18 protein-coding genes and 3 pseudogenes are annotated in these 20,617 nt (G+C 66.0%); 10 read left to right on the top strand and 11 right to left on the bottom strand.

Annotated elements, in window-relative coordinates:
* A pseudogene (locus ETD85_RS45485) lies at nucleotides 1-226 on the bottom strand (hypothetical protein); the annotation flags it as partial.
* Between the two features lie 71 nt (nucleotides 227-297).
* On the opposite strand from ETD85_RS45485, the gene ETD85_RS45480 reads away from it, so the two are divergent.
* Entirely contained in the window at nucleotides 298-693 is a 396-nt protein-coding gene (locus ETD85_RS45480; protein WP_138696066.1) for a hypothetical protein, read from the top strand.
* A 515-nt stretch (nucleotides 694-1,208) separates the two neighbouring features.
* On the opposite strand, the gene ETD85_RS45475 is transcribed toward ETD85_RS45480, so the two are convergent.
* From ETD85_RS45475 to ETD85_RS45465, 3 genes are all read right to left on the bottom strand, one after another.
* Nucleotides 1,209-1,430, bottom strand: a complete 222-nt coding sequence (locus ETD85_RS45475) for a helix-turn-helix domain-containing protein (RefSeq protein WP_138696065.1) — start codon at nucleotides 1,428-1,430, stop codon at nucleotides 1,209-1,211.
* Between the two features lie 185 nt (nucleotides 1,431-1,615).
* On the bottom strand, nucleotides 1,616-2,587 hold the full coding sequence (locus ETD85_RS45470) for a M43 family zinc metalloprotease (RefSeq protein ID WP_138696064.1): 972 nt from the start codon (nucleotides 2,585-2,587) through the stop codon (nucleotides 1,616-1,618).
* 184 nt (nucleotides 2,588-2,771) lie between these two features.
* Complete coding sequence (locus ETD85_RS45465; protein WP_138696063.1) at nucleotides 2,772-2,954, bottom strand: hypothetical protein; 183 nt, start codon at nucleotides 2,952-2,954, stop codon at nucleotides 2,772-2,774.
* A 785-nt stretch (nucleotides 2,955-3,739) separates the two neighbouring features.
* Here ETD85_RS45465 and ETD85_RS45460 point away from each other — a divergent pair.
* Nucleotides 3,740-4,306 (top strand): PAS domain-containing protein, encoded by a 567-nt coding sequence (locus ETD85_RS45460; RefSeq protein ID WP_138696062.1) that lies wholly within the window; start codon nucleotides 3,740-3,742, stop codon nucleotides 4,304-4,306.
* 122 nt (nucleotides 4,307-4,428) lie between these two features.
* Here the strand turns inward: ETD85_RS45460 and ETD85_RS67720 are convergent.
* Nucleotides 4,429-4,599: pseudogene (locus tag ETD85_RS67720) on the bottom strand (HEAT repeat domain-containing protein); the annotation flags it as partial.
* Between the two features lie 700 nt (nucleotides 4,600-5,299).
* Here ETD85_RS67720 and ETD85_RS45450 point away from each other — a divergent pair.
* On the top strand, nucleotides 5,300-7,084 hold the full coding sequence (locus tag ETD85_RS45450; protein ID WP_138696061.1) for a hypothetical protein: 1,785 nt from the start codon (nucleotides 5,300-5,302) through the stop codon (nucleotides 7,082-7,084).
* 58 nt (nucleotides 7,085-7,142) lie between these two features.
* Here the strand turns inward: ETD85_RS45450 and ETD85_RS45445 are convergent, their stop codons facing one another.
* Together ETD85_RS45445 and ETD85_RS45440 are read right to left on the bottom strand one after the other, a co-directional pair.
* On the bottom strand, nucleotides 7,143-7,349 hold the full coding sequence (locus ETD85_RS45445) for a hypothetical protein (protein WP_138696060.1): 207 nt from the start codon (nucleotides 7,347-7,349) through the stop codon (nucleotides 7,143-7,145).
* Nucleotides 7,350-7,977: 628 nt separating this feature from the next.
* Nucleotides 7,978-8,577 (bottom strand): helix-turn-helix domain-containing protein, encoded by a 600-nt coding sequence (locus tag ETD85_RS45440; protein ID WP_138696068.1) that lies wholly within the window; start codon nucleotides 8,575-8,577, stop codon nucleotides 7,978-7,980.
* A gap of 93 nt (nucleotides 8,578-8,670) precedes the next feature.
* Between ETD85_RS45440 and ETD85_RS45435 the strand changes: the two genes are divergently transcribed.
* Both ETD85_RS45435 and ETD85_RS63770 read left to right on the top strand, forming a co-directional pair.
* Complete coding sequence (locus ETD85_RS45435; protein WP_138696059.1) at nucleotides 8,671-9,654, top strand: NAD(P)/FAD-dependent oxidoreductase; 984 nt, start codon at nucleotides 8,671-8,673, stop codon at nucleotides 9,652-9,654.
* Nucleotides 9,644-9,850: a hypothetical protein gene (locus ETD85_RS63770; protein ID WP_170247187.1), complete on the top strand. Its 207-nt coding sequence runs from the start codon at nucleotides 9,644-9,646 to the stop codon at nucleotides 9,848-9,850. The genes ETD85_RS45435 and ETD85_RS63770 overlap by 11 nt, the downstream gene beginning before the upstream one ends.
* Nucleotides 9,851-10,011: 161 nt before the next feature.
* On the opposite strand, the gene ETD85_RS66285 is transcribed toward ETD85_RS63770, so the two are convergent.
* Nucleotides 10,012-10,443: a reverse transcriptase domain-containing protein gene (locus tag ETD85_RS66285; RefSeq protein WP_276617348.1), complete on the bottom strand. Its 432-nt coding sequence runs from the start codon at nucleotides 10,441-10,443 to the stop codon at nucleotides 10,012-10,014.
* Nucleotides 10,444-10,447: 4 nt separating this feature from the next.
* A pseudogene (locus ETD85_RS66280) lies at nucleotides 10,448-10,990 on the bottom strand (Tn3 family transposase); the annotation flags it as partial.
* Between the two features lie 650 nt (nucleotides 10,991-11,640).
* Between ETD85_RS66280 and ETD85_RS45420 the strand changes: the two are divergent.
* From ETD85_RS45420 to ETD85_RS45405, 4 genes are all read left to right on the top strand, one after another.
* Nucleotides 11,641-13,140 carry a M1 family metallopeptidase gene (locus ETD85_RS45420; RefSeq protein WP_138696058.1) on the top strand — a complete coding sequence of 500 codons (1,500 nt, stop codon included), beginning with the start codon at nucleotides 11,641-11,643 and terminating at the stop codon, nucleotides 13,138-13,140.
* Between the two features lie 514 nt (nucleotides 13,141-13,654).
* On the top strand, nucleotides 13,655-15,772 hold the full coding sequence (locus ETD85_RS45415) for a choice-of-anchor J domain-containing protein (RefSeq protein WP_206059285.1): 2,118 nt from the start codon (nucleotides 13,655-13,657) through the stop codon (nucleotides 15,770-15,772).
* A 13-nt stretch (nucleotides 15,773-15,785) separates the two neighbouring features.
* Complete coding sequence (locus ETD85_RS45410) at nucleotides 15,786-16,445, top strand: SigE family RNA polymerase sigma factor (protein ID WP_338087237.1); 660 nt, start codon at nucleotides 15,786-15,788, stop codon at nucleotides 16,443-16,445.
* Nucleotides 16,442-17,755 (top strand): TolB family protein, encoded by a 1,314-nt coding sequence (locus ETD85_RS45405; RefSeq protein ID WP_138696056.1) that lies wholly within the window; start codon nucleotides 16,442-16,444, stop codon nucleotides 17,753-17,755. Before ETD85_RS45410 ends, ETD85_RS45405 begins: the two co-directional genes overlap by 4 nt.
* A gap of 509 nt (nucleotides 17,756-18,264) precedes the next feature.
* Here the strand turns inward: ETD85_RS45405 and ETD85_RS45400 are convergent.
* Both ETD85_RS45400 and ETD85_RS67365 read right to left on the bottom strand, forming a co-directional pair.
* Nucleotides 18,265-19,110 carry an SDR family NAD(P)-dependent oxidoreductase gene (locus ETD85_RS45400; RefSeq protein WP_240779857.1) on the bottom strand — a complete coding sequence of 282 codons (846 nt, stop codon included), beginning with the start codon at nucleotides 19,108-19,110 and terminating at the stop codon, nucleotides 18,265-18,267.
* Nucleotides 19,111-19,222: 112 nt separating this feature from the next.
* A complete protein-coding gene (locus tag ETD85_RS67365) occupies nucleotides 19,223-19,411 on the bottom strand; it encodes a zinc ribbon domain-containing protein (protein ID WP_338087236.1) in 189 nt (62 codons plus the stop codon).
* A 1,043-nt stretch (nucleotides 19,412-20,454) separates the two neighbouring features.
* On the opposite strand from ETD85_RS67365, the gene ETD85_RS45390 reads away from it, so the two are divergent.
* Nucleotides 20,455-20,617 (top strand): transposase (locus tag ETD85_RS45390; RefSeq protein ID WP_206059287.1); only part of this gene is annotated, 163 nt, incomplete at its 3' end.

Below are 20,617 nucleotides of genomic sequence, written 5' to 3'. Positions count from 1 at the left end.
TGCCGTTCTCGGCCTGCTTTCTCCAGTGCACGATATGGGAGTGATACAGCCGTTCCTTACGGAGCAGGGCACCCCGCTCGGGGCTGCCTTCGGGCAGCGCGTCGAAGGCGGCCAGGATCCGCGCCTTATAGGCCTTGGTGAACGTCCGCCGTTTGGGCCGGGTCGGCTGCTCATCGGTCACCCGACCATCCTGCCCCGTCAAGGCGGTCTGGAAGGCGAGGGTCATGGCAGACACCCGCCTTCTGGGACGACGTCGAGGCGGACGCGGTCGAGCACTACGGCGAATGGCAGGGCGCGGTGCTCCTCGCCGCCCGGCACGGAGACTGGACGATCCTCGTCGAGCCACTCGACGGCGTCGCGACCACGCGGATCGAGCGGCTCTCGATGCAGGGCCAGGCGTTCACGCTGCGCTGGACGACCAATCTCGCCACCACCGTCGGCTATGCCGCCCATGGCACCCTGATCGCCCTCTTCGACCCGATGGATCTTGAGGCCGTGACCCCCGCATCAGGCCGCGAATGGCTCCGCCGCCTGCCCGTTCCGCCCGCGCAGTGGCGGCAGGATTGGTACGCCGCCGCGCTGACCCTCGCCGAGACGTTGTCCGAAGTGCGGCTCGACCGGGCATGGTGGGCCCGGCGGCACCTGAAGATCGCCCTGCACCCGAACCCGCCCACCACCGGACTCCCCCGTTGAACCCTCCGGCGGAACACCGCTGCATCATCGAAGCCGACCCCCGGCTCTCCGCGATCGTCAACGATCCCGCCCCCGAGCGGCTCCATGACCTCATCCGGCTCGCGGTCGAACAACTGATGCCGACTCCGCCGCCAGCGGGTGATCCGTTCGCGGAGGCCTGGGAGCTGATCGTCACCCGGCGGCGGGGGGAGCGCGCGACGGCCGCCCAGCACAGGTTGCGGTCCTACCGGGAGGAGCTCACCCCGCCACCGGAGGCACTCACGCCACCCGCTCGATCCCCCTACCTTGCCCAGCCCGACGACGACCGCCAGAGCCTGGAAGCCCTCTGGGAGAGCCTCATGGAGAAGGCGCGCATCGCCGTGGTTCTGGAGGAGGCTGGAGCCCGACCTGGCCCAGGCCGCCGTGCGGACCACCGCCTCGGTCTGGAACGCGGGTCTCGCCGACCACGACGGAAGCTTCGGCTTCCGGCACGTCCTGCACCTGCTGGCCGTTCACATCGGCTTGGGAGCAGACCCTTACGAGCCTCCCAGCTGATGGTGGGAGGGCACGCGGCCGAGCTCGCGCGCGATTTCCCGGATCGACGCCTTCACCGGCACCCGGTGGGCAATGTGGATCCGCTCGGTCTCGTTCAGGTGGCGGTCACCCAGGGCATTGCCGGTCGGATTGCACCCGTTAGGCCGTCGTCGCCCGGTACGGGAATTGATGCCGTAGATCCGGAACGCCTCCTGGTTGCTCAAGCCCTGCCGTAGGAGCCGCAAGTGCGCCGCCCGCTCGTGGGAAAGCGCCCTGCGCCCCCCGACCGGGTGTCCCGGTTCTCCCAGATTTCGAAGCCCATCGCATCCCTTCAACAGCGGTGTTGCGACGACCACCGGAAGACCAGCACGGCGGAAGTCCGTTCGCGGGTGGAGCCCTCGTGAGCTCTTTAGCGATCGACGGAGTAGACTTGACGAAGCAATTCGGGATTTTCCCCGCCTATATCCTCTCGCATATTCGCCTTCCACCACATGACATCGCCGTTCCACTGGTTGTGGTTCAGTCCCAGGACGTGACCCAACTCGTGTGTGACCACGTTGTTCCGGGTGAAGGTTGAAGGAGGGTATGAATCATTGAGGTAGACGTATGCGTCGAACATGGCTCCCGACGTACCCCAATTCCACGTCGTCTCCGTGTATCCGATCCAGCCTCCCTGCCCGTAGCTCCCCGAGGTGACATCGACACAGTGGACGTTGCTTTGATTGCAATTATTCCAGGTGTACCAGCTATCGATGTTAGGAGTCCGATTCCACTTATAGACGGCATCGGTTACCGGCCATTGAGCGCCGCTGTGATCGTTGAACAGGACTACGGGATTTGTGCGCCCCAGGTTGGTCCACCATGCATTGGGGCAGGAAAGTGTTCGCGCCTGACCGTAGGCGCAGTCGGTCGACGCCATCGGTTGTGGCCCGGATTCGATTGGCGATGCAGGTGTATGGCGGACCAGCTGGACGTTCTTTTTACCCTGTGCACGCAGCGAGTCGGCAACCTTTTCGGGATCAGCCCCCGGCGCCAGACTGTAGATGGATACTCGGGTCCGCCCATCGGCAAGGGTTTCTTGAGTGGTTAGTTCTACTAGCGGATCCGTCTGGGCCGGGGTGGCTGCTCTCTCTGCCCGTTCCTTGGAGATCGCGGTAGCCAATTGGGTCTCGGTAAGCTTTGGAAAATCGGCCAAATTCGTCAATGGGCTAGTGGCTTTAGGCCAGGGGGTCGGTGGCGTGGAAGTGAAGCCGACGCCTGCCTTAGTGATTGTTGGATGCGCTGCTGCGGGACCAGTCAAGGCTAAATTGGCGCCAATCGCAATAATTGCGGCCACGGCAACGGCGGCGGAATTTTTCACGTGATCTGTTGCGGTGCTCATTGGGACAGGGAAGCACGTGATGCCTACGGCGTCAACGCTTCTTGTATGGTCGATTGCATGGTGGAGTGCAATTGGCAGGATTGTTGGGAACTTGGCGCTTTCCTGGCCTTTCCGCGTGTCGGTCCACGGCGTGGATCTCGAGGCGAGAGCCTCTCGCCAGGCGTCACCAGGATGGTGCGGAGAATCAGTGCGGACGGCACTGGACGGAGTCGGCTTCGGCGGTGACGCGGACGGAGGTCTCCTCGTGGAGGCGGACGTTGCGGCCGAGGCAGGCCAGGCGCTGACGGCGGCTTTTGGCCTTGAGTTCGGGCGCGGTCAGGCCGGCTCGGATCAGATGCTCCAGCGCCGAACGACGGAGCTGGTGCAACGTCCACCCTTGCCGGTGCGGTCGAGCTGGGCCGAGGCGGTCTTGAACAGGTGCCGAGCATCCGTACGATGCCCACTGCACCGCTCACTCCAGCGTCGTCGCCGGACGCGCTTGGCCGCCAACGCCTCCAACGCCTTCGTGTCCAGCCGGAAAACTGCTCGAGCCGGGCCATCGACGCCTCGGGCCAGGCGAGAGCGGGCTACTTGCTCATCTGAGAGGAAATCTACAGGCATGAGCAGTCGCGCTAATCAGGGCGGTCGACCAGGGCAAACAGCCGTCGTCACCGAATCGTCGTCAAGATCGTCTTTTTGGCGCCAAAATAGATCTGGTCCGATCCTCCCCGGAGGCCAGGGCACGTCACGCCGGGCGCGATCGCTGGCGACCGGAGGCTCGACAGCGTCGTCGCCGCGATCGGTGAGGCTCCTGGGGATGCTGCACGTGCTGTGGCGGTCAGCCGGATTGCACCCGTGGCGAGACCTGGGACGGCGCAGGACGTGGCACTACTGTCACCAGGCCCTGCAACAGGAAGAGCGCTGGTACGTCGTCAACGGCGCGCCTCAAAAAGCTGATGTACCTTGTGCCGCCATATCGGTCGACACTCCTGGCCGGACCGGACAACCACGTCGCCGGAGACGTCGGCGGCCCGGACCGCGATCGGTCGTCGTGCTCAACTGCGAGCGAGGCTGGCAGGCTCCCTTTGATGATGCCGGTTTGCGCGCCTGGCGAGGCGTTGTTCCAGCTCAATTGGTCCTTATCCTGGGAAGGTGACGGCAAGGGGGGCCGTGATGGCTGAGGTGGATTTCTGGGCTGTGTTCGACGCCGCTCCTGTCGCGTTGTCGGTGCTCTCGCGCGATCTGGCGTTCGTCGCGGTGAACCGGGCCCATGAGCGGCTTTTCGGTCGCACGTGCGGGGAGTGTATCGGCCGTAACGCCTTCGAGGTGTTTCCGGGAGGCTCCTGGCCGGAGGGAGTGGAGGTGCTGCGCTCGTCGCTGGAGCGGGTGCTGGCCGGGGGCGAGGGCGAGGGCGACATCTTGATGCTCCAGCGTTACGACATTGAGATGCCTGGCAGTCCGGGAACCCGCCGGGAGCGGTATTGGAGCGTAGCCAGCGCCCCGCTGCTTGATCGCGACGGCGCGGTCTGCGGTGTGATCGTACGGATGCAGGAAGTGACCTCGGTCGTCGAGCGGATGCGCCAGGAGAGCCGGTCAGCGTTCTCCGAGGCCGGGTTGGCGCACGCGGCCGTGGTCGAGGCGCAACTGTTCGCCGAGACCGGAGAGCTGCAGGCGGTCAACCGGCGGCTGCGCAGCGCAGAGGCGCGGGAGCGGGGGGTCACCGAACGACGGAGGGCGTAGCCGTCCAGCGTGGGATCGATGGCCATTGCCGCGAGCAGTTCCGTGCACCGCCTGTCGCGAAGCTCGCCGAGCGTCTGCACCATCTGATCTCTTATGGTGCCGCTCAGCGTCGGGTCAGCGGTCATGGCGCTCAGCAGATCTGCGTAGCGCGCATCGCCGAGCCGGCCGAGCTCTCGGACAGCGCTGAGCCGATACTCCTCGCCGAGTGAACGATCCTCGGCCATGGCGACCAGCGCGTCCGCGCCCTGCGGGTCGCCCGATTCGGTCAGGGACATCGCCACCTCGCGACGCACGTATATCGATACTCCTCCTGCCTGAGGAGCAGGCAGTGCTGACGGCTCTGCCCCTCACCGCCGAAGAAGAGGCCAGCTCATACGCGGCTGCACCCCCTACCAACCGGGGACCTGATGTCTGACCGGACATCCCCATGGGAGGATCGCGATGACGGCGATCGCGCCTGGGCTGATGAACAGAGCAATCTCACGCCCGGCCCGCCTCGCGCCGCCGTTGACGACGACGTTCGCGACTTCGGCCGCCCACAACTCATCGAAGGCGACCGAAGTTACCGCTCGCAGCCTCGCGTCCCAATCGCCAAGCGGCCCCATCGTGATCTCGTATGGGATGTAGGTGTCCCGGAGGAGATGGAGGCCTTGCCGCTAGACGAGAGACTCGGCGTCGGCGATCGTGCCCTCGCGCTGGCGCGGATCCAAAGCCTCGTGTACGCCATGCAAGACAGCGAGGGCAGGTCGTCGGAGATCCCCGTGAACTCAAGGGCGTCTGGCGGCAAGCCACCTTCGCCACGACCTCGATCAACATCGCCGGCCGCCGGCACATGCTTTTCGAGCAGAAGCTACGCTCCGTCCTCAATCCGAGGGCCGCCAACCTCGTGACCGCCACACAACAGCTCGAAGCCGAACTCGACGCCTTGCCCGAAGACGCAGTGTCCCGTCTCGTCGAAGGGATCGACCGGCTGGCCACAGCCAAGATCACACATTGCAAAACTGGCAGCGGCAGGGATGGCAGGACCGCCTCACCTTGGCCGATTCGCAGCTGGACTACCTATATCGCGCTCACCTGCGCGACGGCCGTGACCTGCTGTACGTCTTCACACCGTCAGCCCAGGTGAAGGATCCCGACGGCCGCGAGCGCCGACATACCCACGGGCAGCCAGCCGACGCAACTCAGGACGACCTAGGCTCACGTTCCACCGTCCACCTGCTGGCCATCATCCCGGCCGACACCTCAGCAGCAGAAGCCCAACGCATCCTCCAAGAGCGAGCTACCCCCCGCCCACGCGGCACCATCCTCTACCGCATCCTGCCGCCACAACATTCACCCACCAACCGTGAAGCCGTACAAATCCTCGCAGTCAAAGCCGAACCTCTCTCCGAGGAACTCCTCACGACCCGAATCAACGCTCTCCGGTATCGCACGCGGGCCTATCAACGGTCGGTGGGCGCAGTCAAGCCACTTCGCTACTCACGCGCCATCCGAGACCGCGACGGCCAGGCGACCACACGCGGAGCCCTAGTCGTCGACGTCCTGGGCAAACAGCGTGACGACGGCGCCGTCAACGGGCTGGCCCCGACCAGGCACCAGCCACGAGACCGTTCCACCTCCACCGCCCGTGAGGAGTTCGAACGCGCCCTCACCACACAACTTCCCTCGGACCGCCTCTACGATCTCCGGTTCACCGACGAGGCGATGAAAGAGTTCAATGCATTGCCGCCCGGCCACGTCAAGGTGTCCATCAGCAACGCGCTGACCGATCTCGTCGTGCGGGGCCCCCAATCCACCGATGTCCGCCGCCGGCCGCCGCCCGGCAGCGACGAACTCAGCGACGCCAGCCGCGCTGCAGCTCAAACTCACGACCTCAGCCGGTTCCGCCCGCGGTATGTAGAGAACAAACAGATCATCTACACCCCCATTCGCGCCACTCTCGTCAAAGACGCCAGACCAGCGTCCGTCCCTCAGCCACCCACCTTTCTGCGGTCCGATGGTCAGACAACAACTCGGCCGCACCATCGAGAACCCTTCATCGCCGATCAGTTCGCGGACGCGCAGCGCCTGACCATCGGCGGAATTCTGCACACGCTCCTCGCCCAGCAGGCGCCCCTTCACGGATTCAAGTCGGCCCTCTTACCGACATCAGGTGCCAGCCTGCTGACTCGGGCCGATGCCGCCTGGAAGCGGCACCACCAGATGCGCACCGGCGCCGTCGGCGACACTCAAACCCTCACCACCCGCGTTTCAGCGGCATCCACTGACGAATTCCGGCCGTCGATTCTGGTAGCCGGCATCCTGCCCTGGCCCGATCCAGATGCCCTGGCCACCATCGCCCACAGATCTCCCCGGCTTGCCAGGGCCACACGTCAAACCACACGAGGAACCAACCGCGGGCTAAGCGCGACGACCCCGAACCAGCCCGCACCCGACCGGCCAGCAACCATCACATCCAAGACATCCATCACGATCCGCACTGATGACGGCGAACGCACCCGGCCGGCATGGTTCCGCACCAGCCGCAGCGATTCCGACGTCGTCGAATTGTCCGTAGCCGGATGGACGCGCCGGGTGTTCGTTTCCCGAGATGCACTCGAGGCCGGAACGCACACCGACGCATCCATTCAAGGTCTGCGCCTAGCTCCCAGCTCGGACCTGTCCAAGGTCTGGTTCGGGCTCGAGCCTGTCTCCAATCGACTTGTTCGCTTCTCCGCACCGCGAGCGGACGGTCTTCCAGCGCTCTGGTCGTCAGCCACCCCAGCCCAGACAGCCTGATAAGGCCAGGAAGCGCATCCGTACCTCCGGAGAAGCAGGCCACGGTCGACACCACCGATCAACAGTCAAACGGGGTTGCTCCTGGGGTTCGCTGCTCGGCACGGGATTTCGGCCGATTCCATTCGGTTTGGTCTGCGATGCGTTCGGCCTGTTGCGCCTGCCCTTCGTTTTGGTTCGCACCCGGTAGTCGGTCGAGAAAGGCCAGCACGCGTACAGCACAGGCGGCAAGACTCTGCAGCAGCACGGGCACCAGCAAACCAAGCACGTCCCCCCCCCTTCACCAACCGACCAGGGTCCCCAGCCATCAGGTCGTCGCCAAAGCCGGCCCAGCCCAGAACCCAGAACCCAGAAGACCGTAGAGCTCTTGAACGACGATCTTTAGCGCGGTCCCGTCCTCGCCGCTGATCACGTTCAACCCGCTGGCGAGGGAGGAGTTGGGTCCCTTGCGCTCACCGTGTGTGACGGATCCAATCTTCAACGATCTTGTCCACGGGGTTCGCCAGCGGCGTGGCGCCACAGCAAGGTGCGGGTCATATCGTTGGTGATGAGGTAGGGCGGCCGCCCTGGTTGCCTTGCGGCCTCCAGCCCCGCCAGCGTCGCCTCGCAAAATGGCTACCCGATCGGTATCGGCCATGGCGGCGAAGAACGCGAACAGTATCCGGCCGGGTCCCGCTGAGTCGTAGCCTTGACAGAACCGGCGGGGCTCACGTCCCGTGCCGTACGGCGGCGCCAGCGCCTCCCCCGCGATCTCGAAGTCGCGAGGCGCGGAGAGGCAGGCCCGGAGCCCGGCGCGGTGAGGTATTGAGAACCAGTCGATTCTCAACGTGCTGTGTGCGGCGTCAAACCGACGCAGCGCCTGCCCGGAACTGCCGCTCCGACAAAGTGCCCTGCGCTCAGGACACCCGTTCCTGCCGGGCGTGTGGTCTGGCGCGGACATGCATGCGTTCTCCTTGGCGGCCGAACAGGTTCAGGACCTCAACGGGAGATTCGCCGGTGGTGCCGAACCAGTGGGGCAGATGGGTGTCGAACTCGGCGGCCTCCCCTGGCTCCAGGATCAGGTCGTGATCGGCCACGATGAGCCGGAGGCGCCCGGACAGCACGTAGAGCCACTCATAGCCCTCATGGGTGCACGGCTCGGGCCGGTTCTGCTCGACCGGGATGATCGACTTCCAGGCTTGCAGGGGTCCCGGATGAGGGGTCAACGGGATCACCGTGCGGCCGTTGCGAACGCGGGGCTTCGAGCGGATCCGCGGATCGCCGACCTCAGGGGCCCCGACCAGTTCGTCCAGCGGCACCTGATGAGCCTGCGCGATGGGCAGCAGGAGTTCCAGGCTGGGGCGGCGCTGACCTGTCTCCAGCCTGGAAAGCGTGCTCTTGGAGATGCCGGTTGCCTCGGCCAGCGCGGACAGGCTCACGCCGCGTTTCGTGCGGATGCGTTTGAGGCGGGGGCCGATCTGGGCCAGCGTGGTGGCGATTGGAGATTGCTCGTCCATACCGCTCATTTCACCTCCCGCGTCCCCAATTCAGCAACGGAAGTTGTCGGTTCACCACCAAGACGCACACCATTGGGCGCGGAGGTGAACGCCATGATCAAGGCGACGAGCGACCCGAACGGCAGCGCATCGCGCACCGTCGACGATGGGGTTTTCGACGCGGTGGTGGTCGGCGCCGGAGCGGCCGGGCTGAACGCCGCCCTGCTTCTTGGACGCGCCCGCCGCAAGGTGGTGGTCATAGATGCCGGCGAGCCGCGCAACGCGCCCGCCGCGCATATGTACGGCTTCTTGTCCCGCGACGGATCGGCCCCTGCGACAGTGCTCGAGCTCGGCCGCGCCGAGATCGCCCGCTACGGCGTGCGGCTCATCCAAGGACGGGTGGACCAGATCGACCACGGCTACGACGTCCGCATGGTCGGCGGCCGTGTCCTCAAGGCCCGCCGCCTCCTGGTCGCGACCGGGCTACGCGACGAATTGCCCGACATCCCCGGCGTGCGTGAACGGTGGGGCAAGGATCTGCTGCACTGCCCCTACTGCCACGCCTACGAAGTCCGTGACCAGCCTCTCGCCGTCCTCGGCACCCATCCGGGCGCCGTGCACCAGGCCCTGCTCCTGCGCGGGTGGAGCGACGACGTCGTCTTCTTCCCACACACGCTCGAGTTGACGGCGCTGGATCGGGAGCGGCTGCAGGCGCGCGGCCTGCGCACGGTCGAGGGCGAGGTCAAGCAGTTGGTCATCGACGGCGACCGGCTGCGCGGCATCGAACTCACCGACGGTCACACCGTTCCCCGCGCCGCCGCCTTCCTCTTCCCCCGCATGGTCCCGCGCGATGAGCTGCTGACCGATCTGGGTTGCGCCAAAGACGACAGCGGCTGGGTCGTCACCGACCGCTCCGGCCGTACCAGCATCACCGGCGTCTGGGCCGCCGGCAACGTCATCGACCCACGCGCCCAGGTCATCGCCGCCGCCGGCATGGGGTCCGCCGCCGCCTTCGCCATCAACACCGACCTGTTGGACGAAGACGTCGACCATGCCGTCGCACAGAGCCGCGCCACGGTCGCGGGTGATGGCCGATGACGCCGACACCGCACAGCAGCAGGTGCCGGTCTCACAGGGGAGACTGCCGCGCGGCGTCTACGTGCTCGCGTCGATCCTGTTCGCGATGGACGGCGCGCAGTTCCCGCGGCCGGGCCGTGCGGGAAATCGCCGACGACCTGAAGATCAGCTTGTCCTCCGCCGGCGCACCATGGGGCGAAGCGTTCTCGGCTGGTGACGCCTATGCGGGCTCGAGCAAGCAGGGTAAGCAATAGTTCGTGAGTTGGGGCACTAGATCTGAGGTGCCTAGCAGATTCCGGACAGTCGGCTACATAAGCTGACAGAAGTCTGGAAGAGGTAGGTGCGTGACGAGGCGTCGTAGGCAGTTCTCGCTGGAGTTCAAGGAAGAAGCCATCCGCATGGTGCTGGTGCCACTGCCGATCGAAATGATCGTCCAGCGCGGTCAAGGCGATATTGGCCAGCAGCGGAGATAAGACTCCGCCCTGTGGGGGTCCCGGTCCAGGTCTCTTCCCGGTTACCGTCCGTTGTCATGACGCCCGACTTCAGAAACGCCTTGACCAGCGCATTCACCCGCTTATCCGAGATCCTCGCCCGCAGGCGATCCATCAGGGCCGTGTGATCGATCTCGTCGAAGCACGCCGTGATGTCCGCCTCCAGCACCCAGTGGTAGTTGATGGGCTCGGAGGCCAGATGGTGGATCTCGGCGATCGCATCGTGCGCACGCCGGCTGGGACGGAACCCATACGAGCACGGCAGAAAGTCCGCCTCGAAGATGGGTTCGAGCACCTGCTTGAGGCTGGCTTGGACCACCCGTGGTGGAGATCTCCCCGCCGCGGCCGAGCACAGCACCGCGTTGGCGCGGGTTCCAGGCCTCGACCACGTTCAACCCTTCCTCGATCTCCCGCTGCAGATCGCGATCCCGTAAGTACCGGGCGACGAACGTGGTACGCGCCACACGGCCGACCTGCAGGATCGCCTGGTAGGCCGGATGGGACGCTGCGCGGGTGAAGCGCGACAAGATGGCCTCGGTGGAGGCGGTGCGGGTGCGGATCGCGGTGGCGTACTTGATCTCAGTTACTTGGAATGTGACCTTCCGGGCGATGATGTCTCAGCGGATCGTCCGGGTCATCGCCGGCGCCAGGTTCGCATCGCGGGCCATGTCACCGTAGTCGGCCTGATACAGCCTGACCCGGTTGATCTGTTTGATGCGTGGCAGCAGGTCTACATTCAGCAGCCGGGTGACAGCGAAACCAGGCTCCGACTCCCCATGCGAGTCAACGTAGTTGCCCTCGACCTTCATGGTGGTGCCGTGCCGGATGGCGCCCTCCGCCATGGCGGCGACCTCGGAGGCCGATGCCTTGAGCGTCTGGGGACGTGCCTGCTTCTTGCCCGAGCCAAGCCCCGAGCACGATGCCTCGCATGCCGCTCACCCGGCGAAACGGACACTCGGGCCGTCAACGCCCCTTCGCCGGAGCCCTGATCGGGCTGCCGCCACAACAGCCGGTGGAAAGCCGCGCGGAAATCGATTAGGGGACGAAGCGGGGACGAAGGTGTGACGTCTTGGATCACCCGAGGTGCTCGGCTACCTCACGCGCGCCCGCGATTGTGAAACATCTGCGGGCCACCCCTTTGCTCTCAGGAGTCTCACAACACCGAAGATGAAGGCGGTGGCCGCTCTCAATGACCACGACACACCGTGCCGCCACGGTCACAATCCGGTACATCCGCTGCATGGCGATATCGGGCGTTAGCACCCTGGCCTGCATCAACGTCTGGGCCTGCCTAAATCGCAAGCTTAGAACACGCCTCCCTCCTTTCATTGTCTGTTTTGCGACCCTAAAAGGCACATATCCAACTTCTTGATTGTCCCGCGACATGCGAGGCTCTGGTGAGGCCCTCAAAGCCGCGTCGGCGCTTGCCATGAGCGTCTTTGGCTTGTGCACTGCTGGTCAATTCACACTCGACGACATCGGGCTCCGCATCAATATCGCGGAAGGAAGTGGTAGTATGCGCAAACACACGATTTTCGGTACCGGTACCGTGATTGCCGGCCTGGTGACCGCGTTGCTCGCATCTCCGGCGAACGCAGATCCGTCGCCGGGATCGCCGGGGCTCGGTGACCCTATCTACCCCAATGCTGGCAACGGCGGATATGACGTCCAGCACTACGACATTCGACTGTCCTATGAGCCCTCGACCGACGAATTGTTCGGGCGGACAACGATTCAGGCGACAACGACCCAGGACCTTTCGCAATTCAACCTGGACTTCGCGCTGAAAGTGACGTCCGTCTCGGTCGACGGCAATCAGGCAGCGTTTCGCGTCGACCGCGAGGACAAGACCGAGCTGATCGTCACGCCCCACCGGCCTCTGCAGAAGGGCAGGTCGATAAGTGTCGTCGTCGAGTACGCCGACATCCCGTCGCAGGTCCTCGTGGACGGCATCCAGGTCTGGCACCGCACCGAAACGGGAGGATTGTCCGTCGGCCAGCCGCGCGCCGCCGAGACATGGTACGTTTCCAACGATCACCCCTCCGACAAAGCGACCTATAAGGTGTCCGTGGTAGTGCCGGACGGCACCACCGCGCTGTCCAACGGGATCCTGACCGGACGCGAGCAAGAATTCCCGGGCTGGACCAGGTGGACGTGGGAGGCCAACGAACCGATGGCCAGCTATCTGCCGTTCATCGCGCTCGGCGACTTCGAGTTCAACCAGGGCAGGACCATGGGCGGGCTGCCGTACTACACCGCCTACGACAAATCGCTGCGCGAGGTGCTCCCGGTCGCCAAGAAGAACATCGAACTCACCCCGGAGATCACCGGCTTCCTCGCCACGAAATTCGGACCCTATCCCTTTGGCTCCATCGGCGGGGTCGCCACCACCGGATTCGGCTTCGCCATCGAGAACCAGACCCGGTCGGTGTACGGCACCCAGTTCTGGACCGAGCCGAACCCGGACATGGTCGTGGCCCACGAGCAGGCGCACCAGTGGTTCGGCGACTCGGTGTCGGTGGCGACCTGGCCGCACATGTGGCTGAATGAAGGCTTCGCGACATACGCCGAGTGGCTCTGGTCGGAGGAGACAGGCCAGGGCACGGCGGACGAGTTGGCGGACGCCTTCTACGCTAAATATCCGGCCGATGACCAGTTCTGGAATTTGGTGCTGCATCCGGGAACAGAGCTGTTCGATAAGGCCGTGTACGAGCGCGGCGCCATGACCTTGCACGCGCTCCGGACAGAAGTCGGCGACGAGGTGTTCTTCCAGATCCTCAAGGGCCACCACGCGGAACAGCGCGGCGGAAATGCAACGACGGAGGAGTTCATCCAGCACGCCGAAGAGGTGTCCGGGCGGCAGCTTGACGCGCTCTTCACCACGTGGCTGTCCACCCCGGCCAAGCCTCCGGTGGGGCCCAATGGGACCGCGGTCACCACTGCCGTGAGACCGCCAGCTTTCGCCGTCATGGTGGAGCTTCACGAACATCTCGTGGCGCACGGGCACGGACGTTGACTGAGTCGACAGATCCCGTTGGAGACCCGAGGTCGGTCAGCCCCTTAGTCAGACCCTGACGGGACGCACTCATCCACATCATCGCTGTCCGCCGCATGGCCCGCCGTTGTAATTGCTGCGTTCTCGTATGTGGAATGGACTTTAGGCGCAGCTTCTCGGGGCTCTCCGCATCTCGTGGTCAGCATGGGGCGAGGGAGGAGGATATATCACAGATAACGTTCGGTAGCGAAACTTCGGCCCTCCCGTATGAGCCCTGGTGTGACCGCTATCAGCGACCAGCTGCTGGCGCTCACGAGACAGCAACCGCCAGGGAGATCAGGGAAATGAGATTCGCCGTGAATACCGCCCGCATAAGCAGAAATGCCTGACCCGGGCGGCGGCGGGCTTACGATCACGTGTCGTGCGTGATGACCGGAGCTCCATGAAAGAGCATGCCTCTCCCCTTTCCGCAACCCCCTTACAAGGAGGTTTCATGGCGCGAAGCCGAATTATCGGAATCGTATGCGCACTGCTTTTGCTACCGACGCTGACCGCCTTACCCGCGGCGGCCGAGCCGGCGTCTGCGGCCGCACCGCCGCCGAGCGACGTCAGAGAACTGAAGCGCAAGGACTTCACGCTGGACGGCAAGCGGGTCAAGACGCCGTCCTCCTACAAGCCCGGCACGGCGAAGAGCAAGGCAGCGGCGGACACACCGCCGGTCGGGGCTGTCCGGCAGTGGCTGGGGCTGGACGACCACAACGGCACGCTCTACCGCAAGGACTACACGCTGCGCGGCGTCGGCGACAACATCGAGGTCTGGGTCGCCAACGACGTGGCCTTCCCTGAAGGCGACTGCCGTATGCGGGTGCCATCCTCGGTGCAGATCACTGACGAGCAGGTGGCCGACCTGGTCAACGAGTTCGATTCCAACATCTACCCGAAGGAGACGAGCGCCTTCAGCACGCCGCCGGACCGCAACGGCAGCAACGCCACGCTCGGGCCGGACGAGAACGGCAATGGTGGCGTCTACACCGGCGCGGGCAACCGCACGGTGACGCTGGTCGACAACGTGCGGGACGCGAACTTCTACACGTTCCCGGCCGCCCCCACATACATCGCAGGCTTCGTCTCCGCGCAGTTCAACGAGCTGTTCGACCGCAACGTGATGACGATCGACGCCTTCGACTGGCTGCACCGTACCGGCGCGAACCCGCCGGACGACCCGTCCTCGGACCCGTGCACATCACGCCCGGCCAGGCCGCACCTGTATGACGGCACGTTCGCGCACGAGTGGCAGCACCTGCTGCACTACTACACCGACCCGCTGGAGTCCACCTGGGTGAACGAGGGCCTGTCCGACTTCGCGGAGGTTCTCACCGGCTACGCCAACGCCGGGGCCACCGTGTACGACCGGGACGGTTACAACCACCTCTATTGCTACCAGGGATTCGGCACCGTGCAGACGCCGTACAACCCCCAACCGCGTGACTGCGGCGGCCCGCAGAACTCGCTTAACCTGTGGGGTGAGGACAACCCGAACGCGCTCCTGGCCGACTACGGTCACGCCTTCGCGCTCATGGTGTTCCTCTACGACCGGTACGGAACGGAGTTCACCAGCAAGCTGCACCGCGACGGAGACCGGCAGGGGCTGGCCAGCCTGAAGGCGGCCCTGGGCAGCACAGATCTGTACCAGGTGCTGCACGACTTCCAGACGATGGGGCTGGTGGACCAGTTGCTCGGTAGCGGGGGCACGATCGTGGGTGTACCGCGTGAGCGGGTGACCTCGGCGAGCCTGAACTCCTCGTTCAACCTGGCCAACCCGGCCGCCTATGCCGCCCCCGGCGCGGCGCCGAACGGCGCGGACTTCGTCACGGTGCGCAAGCTTGGCGGAGAGCCACTGGACTCGCTGTCGTTCCAGGGCGTCAAGACGCTGCCGCCGATCCCGCTGGCCTGGACCGTCGTCGCTGACGACCCGGACCGGGCGGGCAACCCGGTGCTGTGGTCGGGCAACGCGAGCAATCTCAACGTCGCCGCCGTCACCCGTGTGACCGTCCCGTCCGCCGACGCGACACTGCGCTTCCTGGCCAAGTACGGTGCCGAGGAGGGCTTCGACTACGGCTACGTGATTGTCTCCACCGACGGCGGGCAGAGCTACACCGCCATCGCAGGCGACAAGACCGTTACCGCTCCGCTCGGTCCCGGTCTCAACGGCACCACGAACGGGTTCGAGCCGCGCACCTACAGCCTGTCCGCCTACGCCGGCCAGCAGATCCTGCTCGGCTTCCGCTATGTCAGCGACGGCGGCGTCAACCAGGGCGGCTTGCTGATCGACGACGTGACCGTCGGCGGGACGACGATCAGCGACGGGTCCAGCCTGGAGCCGTACGACTCGCCGACGGAGATCTTGCCGACGCCGGTCAGCAACTGGAACGTGCGGCTGATCGGCATGGACGGAGAGCAACCGACGGTCCTGCAGGCCGAGTACAACGGCAAGGGCTCGATCAACCTCAACCGGCTCCAGCTCGCGCCGTTCGCGAAGTTCCCGACCGTGGTGGCGGTCGTGGCATACGACGAGCCGACCGAGCAGGTTCAGCAGTACGCGCCATACACGCTGAAGGTCAACGGCGTCACCCAGCCGGGCGGCGGCACCTGATCTCGCATAGCCGATAGATCTTGGCCCACGCCAGGCGGATTGCCGCCAGGCGTGGGCCCTGCCCGTCGACTGCGGACACACGCGGCCGACAAAGGCATCATGCCGAAGAAGGGCTTTTGTTCATATCGCGCGCGGCTCTGCCCGAGCATCTCGTCGCGGCTCTCGCCCGCCCGAACCCCTGCGTGATCAGCACGATCCGACCGGACGCTGCGCGGGTACGGCCCGCCCAGCTTCGGCAGCACCGGCGCGGCCTCCCCCTCATGACGCCGCCGACCTCGTCCAGGAAGCCCTGGTACGGCTGTGCGGCGCCTGGCCGAGGGTGAGGCGCAAGGACAGCCCGCACAGCTACGCCCGAACCACGATGGCACGGTTGCACATCAGCGTCTGGCGGCGGCACAGGCGTGAACACCTCACCGGAGACCCGCCAGAGCGGGTTCACCACGGAGTCTTCCCTCCCGACGAGGAACAGGGTCTCTGGGAAGAGCTGGCCGCGTTGCCCCGCAGACAGCGTGCCGTGCTGGTGCTGCGCTACTACGAACAGCTCAGCGACGCCGAGATCGCCAAGGTGCTCGGCATCTCTTCCGGAACCGTGCGCAGCCAGGCTTCCCGGGGCCTGGACAAGCTGCGTTCCTCCCTCTCCTCCTCACCGGCGACCCAGGGGAGCATGCGATGACCGATCTGGAAGACAAGCTGAGCCGCGTCCTGTCTGGGGCGGCGCATCATCGTGCGCCGCAGGCGCAGGCCGGGCTGCTCGCGACGGTCAAGACGCGCCATCGTCGGCGGCGGGCGCGGACCGCCGCCCTGCGCGCGGCCGCGGCCGTGGTCCTGGTGGCAGCCGGGGTGGGCGCGGCGGTGAGCGCCTTGGGCGCGTCGGCCAAGCCGCACCCCGCGGTCAGCGCGACCGGCGAGGACGAGCCGTCGGCGGACAAGATTCCGCCGCCCATCGAGCAGGTGTGGCCGCAGGCCGTACACAAGATCCCGGCCAAGCTGCCCGACGGCCGCGCGTACTACCCACAGCTACTCCTCGACGAGCACACGCTGCTGGTCATGACGGGCGTCCCCGACGGAAAGCGCCAGTTCCTGTGGAGCTACGACCTGAACTCCGGCCAGCCCAGGCAGATCGCCGAGATCCCCCCGACAAAGGGGTCGGCGATCTTCGCCGACGGCGTCGCCGCCGGTGACGGCAACATCGTCTGGTGGGCGTCCTACAAGGAAGCGGGCAGCCCACGGGTCGCCCGAATCTGGACGGTGCCGACCGCCGGCGGTCGACCTCGGCCGGTGACCGATGTCCCCCTCGGAAACGTCATGAAGCAGGGACACATCAACGGGCTGACGGTGACGGGCTCGGACGTGGTCTTCGCCTACGAGAAGGGCGGGGTTTACCGGGCGCCTCTGAGCGGGGGCTCGCCGCAGCCGGTGAAGGGCGCCGAGCGGTACCGCATCCTGCAATGGCCGTGGGTGGGCGTCCACCGCGGAAAGGCGATCTTCCGCGAGCTGCTCAACGTCGAGACCGGTGAGCGGCGCGACGCCGTGGTCAAGGCCAACGAGGAGGTCAGGTGCGGCGTCGACCGGTGCGCGGGCGTGGCAGTGCGATCCGAGACCGTCAAGGTCAAACGCCCCCGAGACCGCTCCGGTAAGGAGATCAAGTGCGGCACTCACCGGTGCCCGGCCACGGTGGAGACCTACACCATCCTGCGCAGCTTCGTCCGCGACCGCGACGGCTCCCACGAGCGCGAACTGCCGAACAACTTCCAGTTGGGCGACGACGCCGGCCTGGAGCGCTTCTTCAAGGTCAAATTGAGGGGACCGGGAAATCAGCCCGTTCTGACGCTTTACGACGCCGACACCGGCAGGTCCGCCGACCTCGGCATACGGCCGAACGCGAAAGAAACCATGGCGATCCCCGACGGCGGCCTCGACCGGCTGATGACCTACCCGATCAAGAACGAGATGTATGTCCTGGACCTGGCCGCGATCAAATAGGGATGCCGTACTTGACGGCACCCCGCCACCAGAACGCACATCACCGGTAGGACTTTAGTGAGGGTCGGTGCTCGGCGAGATCGGACAGCTAATGGCCGGAGGACTCGATTGACACGATGGACAACAGGATTGTCTATATGGTGGAGGACGCCATGACTGGCATTCGGGACGTGCATGCCCGCCGGATGGAGACGCCGTTCGGCGTCCTGACCACCCTCGCCTCGCCCACCCTAGGCGATGCCGGGCAGTCGGTGTGGCGGGTGGACGCCGTGCCGGGGGATGCGGGGCAGCTGAATGTGGCGGCGCATTCTGCAGCGTCGGCCCGGCGCCGATCGGTCGCAGGGCCAAGCTCGTCTTCGACGCTCTCGATCTGGCCGCGTGAGTGCCGGCCTCACGGGGTAAGCCGATGAAGATGGCCACGCCGCAAACATCGGCCTCACGCTCGCGTCCACAGAGGCGTGGCCAAGGACCGGCGCATCAGCGTCGAAGATGGCGCCCCTCCTCCGAGATCACGCCAGGTAGCCGCCGTCGGTGTCGAGGACGGCGCCGGTGATGAAGGAGGCGTTTGGACCGGCCAGGAAGGCGATACCCGCCGCGATCTCCTCTGGGGTGCCGAAGCGTCCCATCGCGTTGGCGGCACGTTGGACGTCCGCGAAAGGATTGTGCGGCGGGTTCATGTCGGTGGCCACCGAGCCGGGTTGGACGACGTTGACCGTGATGCCGCGAGGTCCGAGATCGCGGGCGGCTCCCTTTGTGTAGCCGACGATGGCGGCCTTGGTGGCGACGTAATCGGCTACGCCCGGAAACCCGGGCCGAGTGGCCTGCATGGAGCCGACCGTGACGATGCGGCCGTCGTCCTGCAGGACGACGGCCGCGGCTCGTATGGCGGCGGTGACACCGCCGAGATTGCCGGCCAGCTGCCGGTCGAAGGCGGCCAGGTCGACCTCGGTGTCGTCGACTCTGCCGGTGACGAACACCGCGGCGTTGTTGACCAGAATGTCGAGTCGGCCGAAGTCGGCGGCCACACGGTGCACCAGGTCGGCGACCTGGCGGGGGTCGCTCTGGTCGGCACGGTGGGCGGCGGCGCGACCTCCTGCGCATTCGATGGCGGTGACCACGTCGTCGGCCTTGTCGGCGGCGGCGGTGTAGCTGATCGCGACCGCTGCGCCGTCGGCCGCGAGCGCGCGGGCGGTCGCGGCTCCGATGCCTCGCGATCCGCCGGTGACCAGGGCGACCTTGCCGCTCAACGGCCGTTCTGTCGTATCCATGAATGATCTGTTTCCTTTTTGCCGAGGCCGTTCCCGCCGGTTGTCGGGCGCATCCCGCGGACAGTCGGCGGTGAGGTCCCACACCACCACCGATTCCTGCCGGATCAGGAGTCCTTCGGGGTCAGCTTCTCGGCCGTAAACCTTAAACGACCGAGCTTGCAGCTCCTCGCCGTCGATGGTGTCGACGGTCTGGTCCGCGTCAGGCAGCGTGACTCACTGCCCAGCCCGCCATACCGCGTGCGGCGATGTTGAGGGCTGCGTTGACGTCGGCATGCTCAGCGAAGCCGCACGACGTACACGAGAAAGAGGCTTGATCGAGCCGGTTCCTGCGGTCTGCGTGCCCGCACGAGGAGCACTGCTGGGAGGTGAAAGCCGGATCGACGTGGATGACGGCGACCCCGGCCCGGGCCGCCTTGTAGCCTAGGAAGCCACCCAGCTGGTGGAAGCTCCAGGAATGCAGCGTGACCCGCTGGGGCTTGCGAAGCCGGTACCCGATTCCGGATGCCCTGGAAGTCTTCCAGAGCGATGCCGTTCCCGGTGCGTGTCGCCTCGGTCACGATCTGCTTGGCGATGCCGTGATTGGTGTTGGCGGCGAACCGCGCCTCGGACCGGCGCCGTTTCTTCAGGAGCCGCTTGGCGGACTTGGTGCGCTTGGCCTGCAACCGGCGGCGCAGCTCCCGGTGCCGGTGACGGACCGCGTTCAGCCCCTTGCCCGAGTGGCGGACACCGCCGCTGGTGGTGGCGATGTTGGCGATGCCCAGATCGACGCCGAGGAACCCGTCCGGCGCGGTGATCGGGACGTCCGGCACCTGGAGGGTGGCGTGCAGGAACCACATGCCCTCCCGCCACACCAGGTCAGACTCGCCTTTGCGGTACTTGGCCAGCAGAGCCAGCTGGTCGGCGGAGCCGGTGAAGGCGATGCCGCGCAGCCGTCCGGCAGTCGTCCAGATCGACACTGACCGGTCCACGTGCTGCCAGGACAAGCACCGGTCGTCATAGGGCTGGGCCGCATCTGGCCGGAAGGTGATCGGCTTGGATGTGGCGCGGGTCCGGCGGGCAGAGCCCACCTTGCCCAGGTTCCCGGCCCGCAGGTTGGCGTGCAGGGTGGCGTGGCGTCGGCGATCTTCTTGATGACGTGCTGCGCGGCCTGGGCAGCCAGCCCGTACCCGTCCTTGATCCGCGTGTAGGTGTGCTTGCGCAGATCGTAGTTGCGAAACGTGCGCTGGGCATGGGCCAGGCGGGAGAACTGGCAGGCGGCCGCGTTGACCGCGCGCAGGGTCGCCTCCAACGCCGCCGCCTGCTCGGGCGTCGGCAGGAGTCGCACCCGCACCACCAGCCTCACAATCGAACACACTATCCCCCCGTCCACGTCACCACGATGGGGACCGAACCCCGATATCCGCAGGGGGCGAACCGTCGTCTGCACCCTGCATGCTCACTTGGTTCTTCACCACCACATACCGGCGCAACGTGTCCACCGACGAACTCCTGCGCCGCTGTGAAGAAATCATGATCGAGGTATGCGACAGCTTCGGCGCCGACCTGGTCGCGTTCAACGGCGAGCACGACCATGCCCACCCGCTGGTTCCCCACC

Source organism: Nonomuraea zeae, assembly GCF_005889725.1.
In the GTDB taxonomy this organism is placed as follows: domain Bacteria; phylum Actinomycetota; class Actinomycetes; order Streptosporangiales; family Streptosporangiaceae; genus Nonomuraea; species Nonomuraea zeae.
The sequence above is the reverse complement of the archived record's forward strand: the minus strand, read 5'-3'. Positions and strand labels throughout refer to the sequence as shown.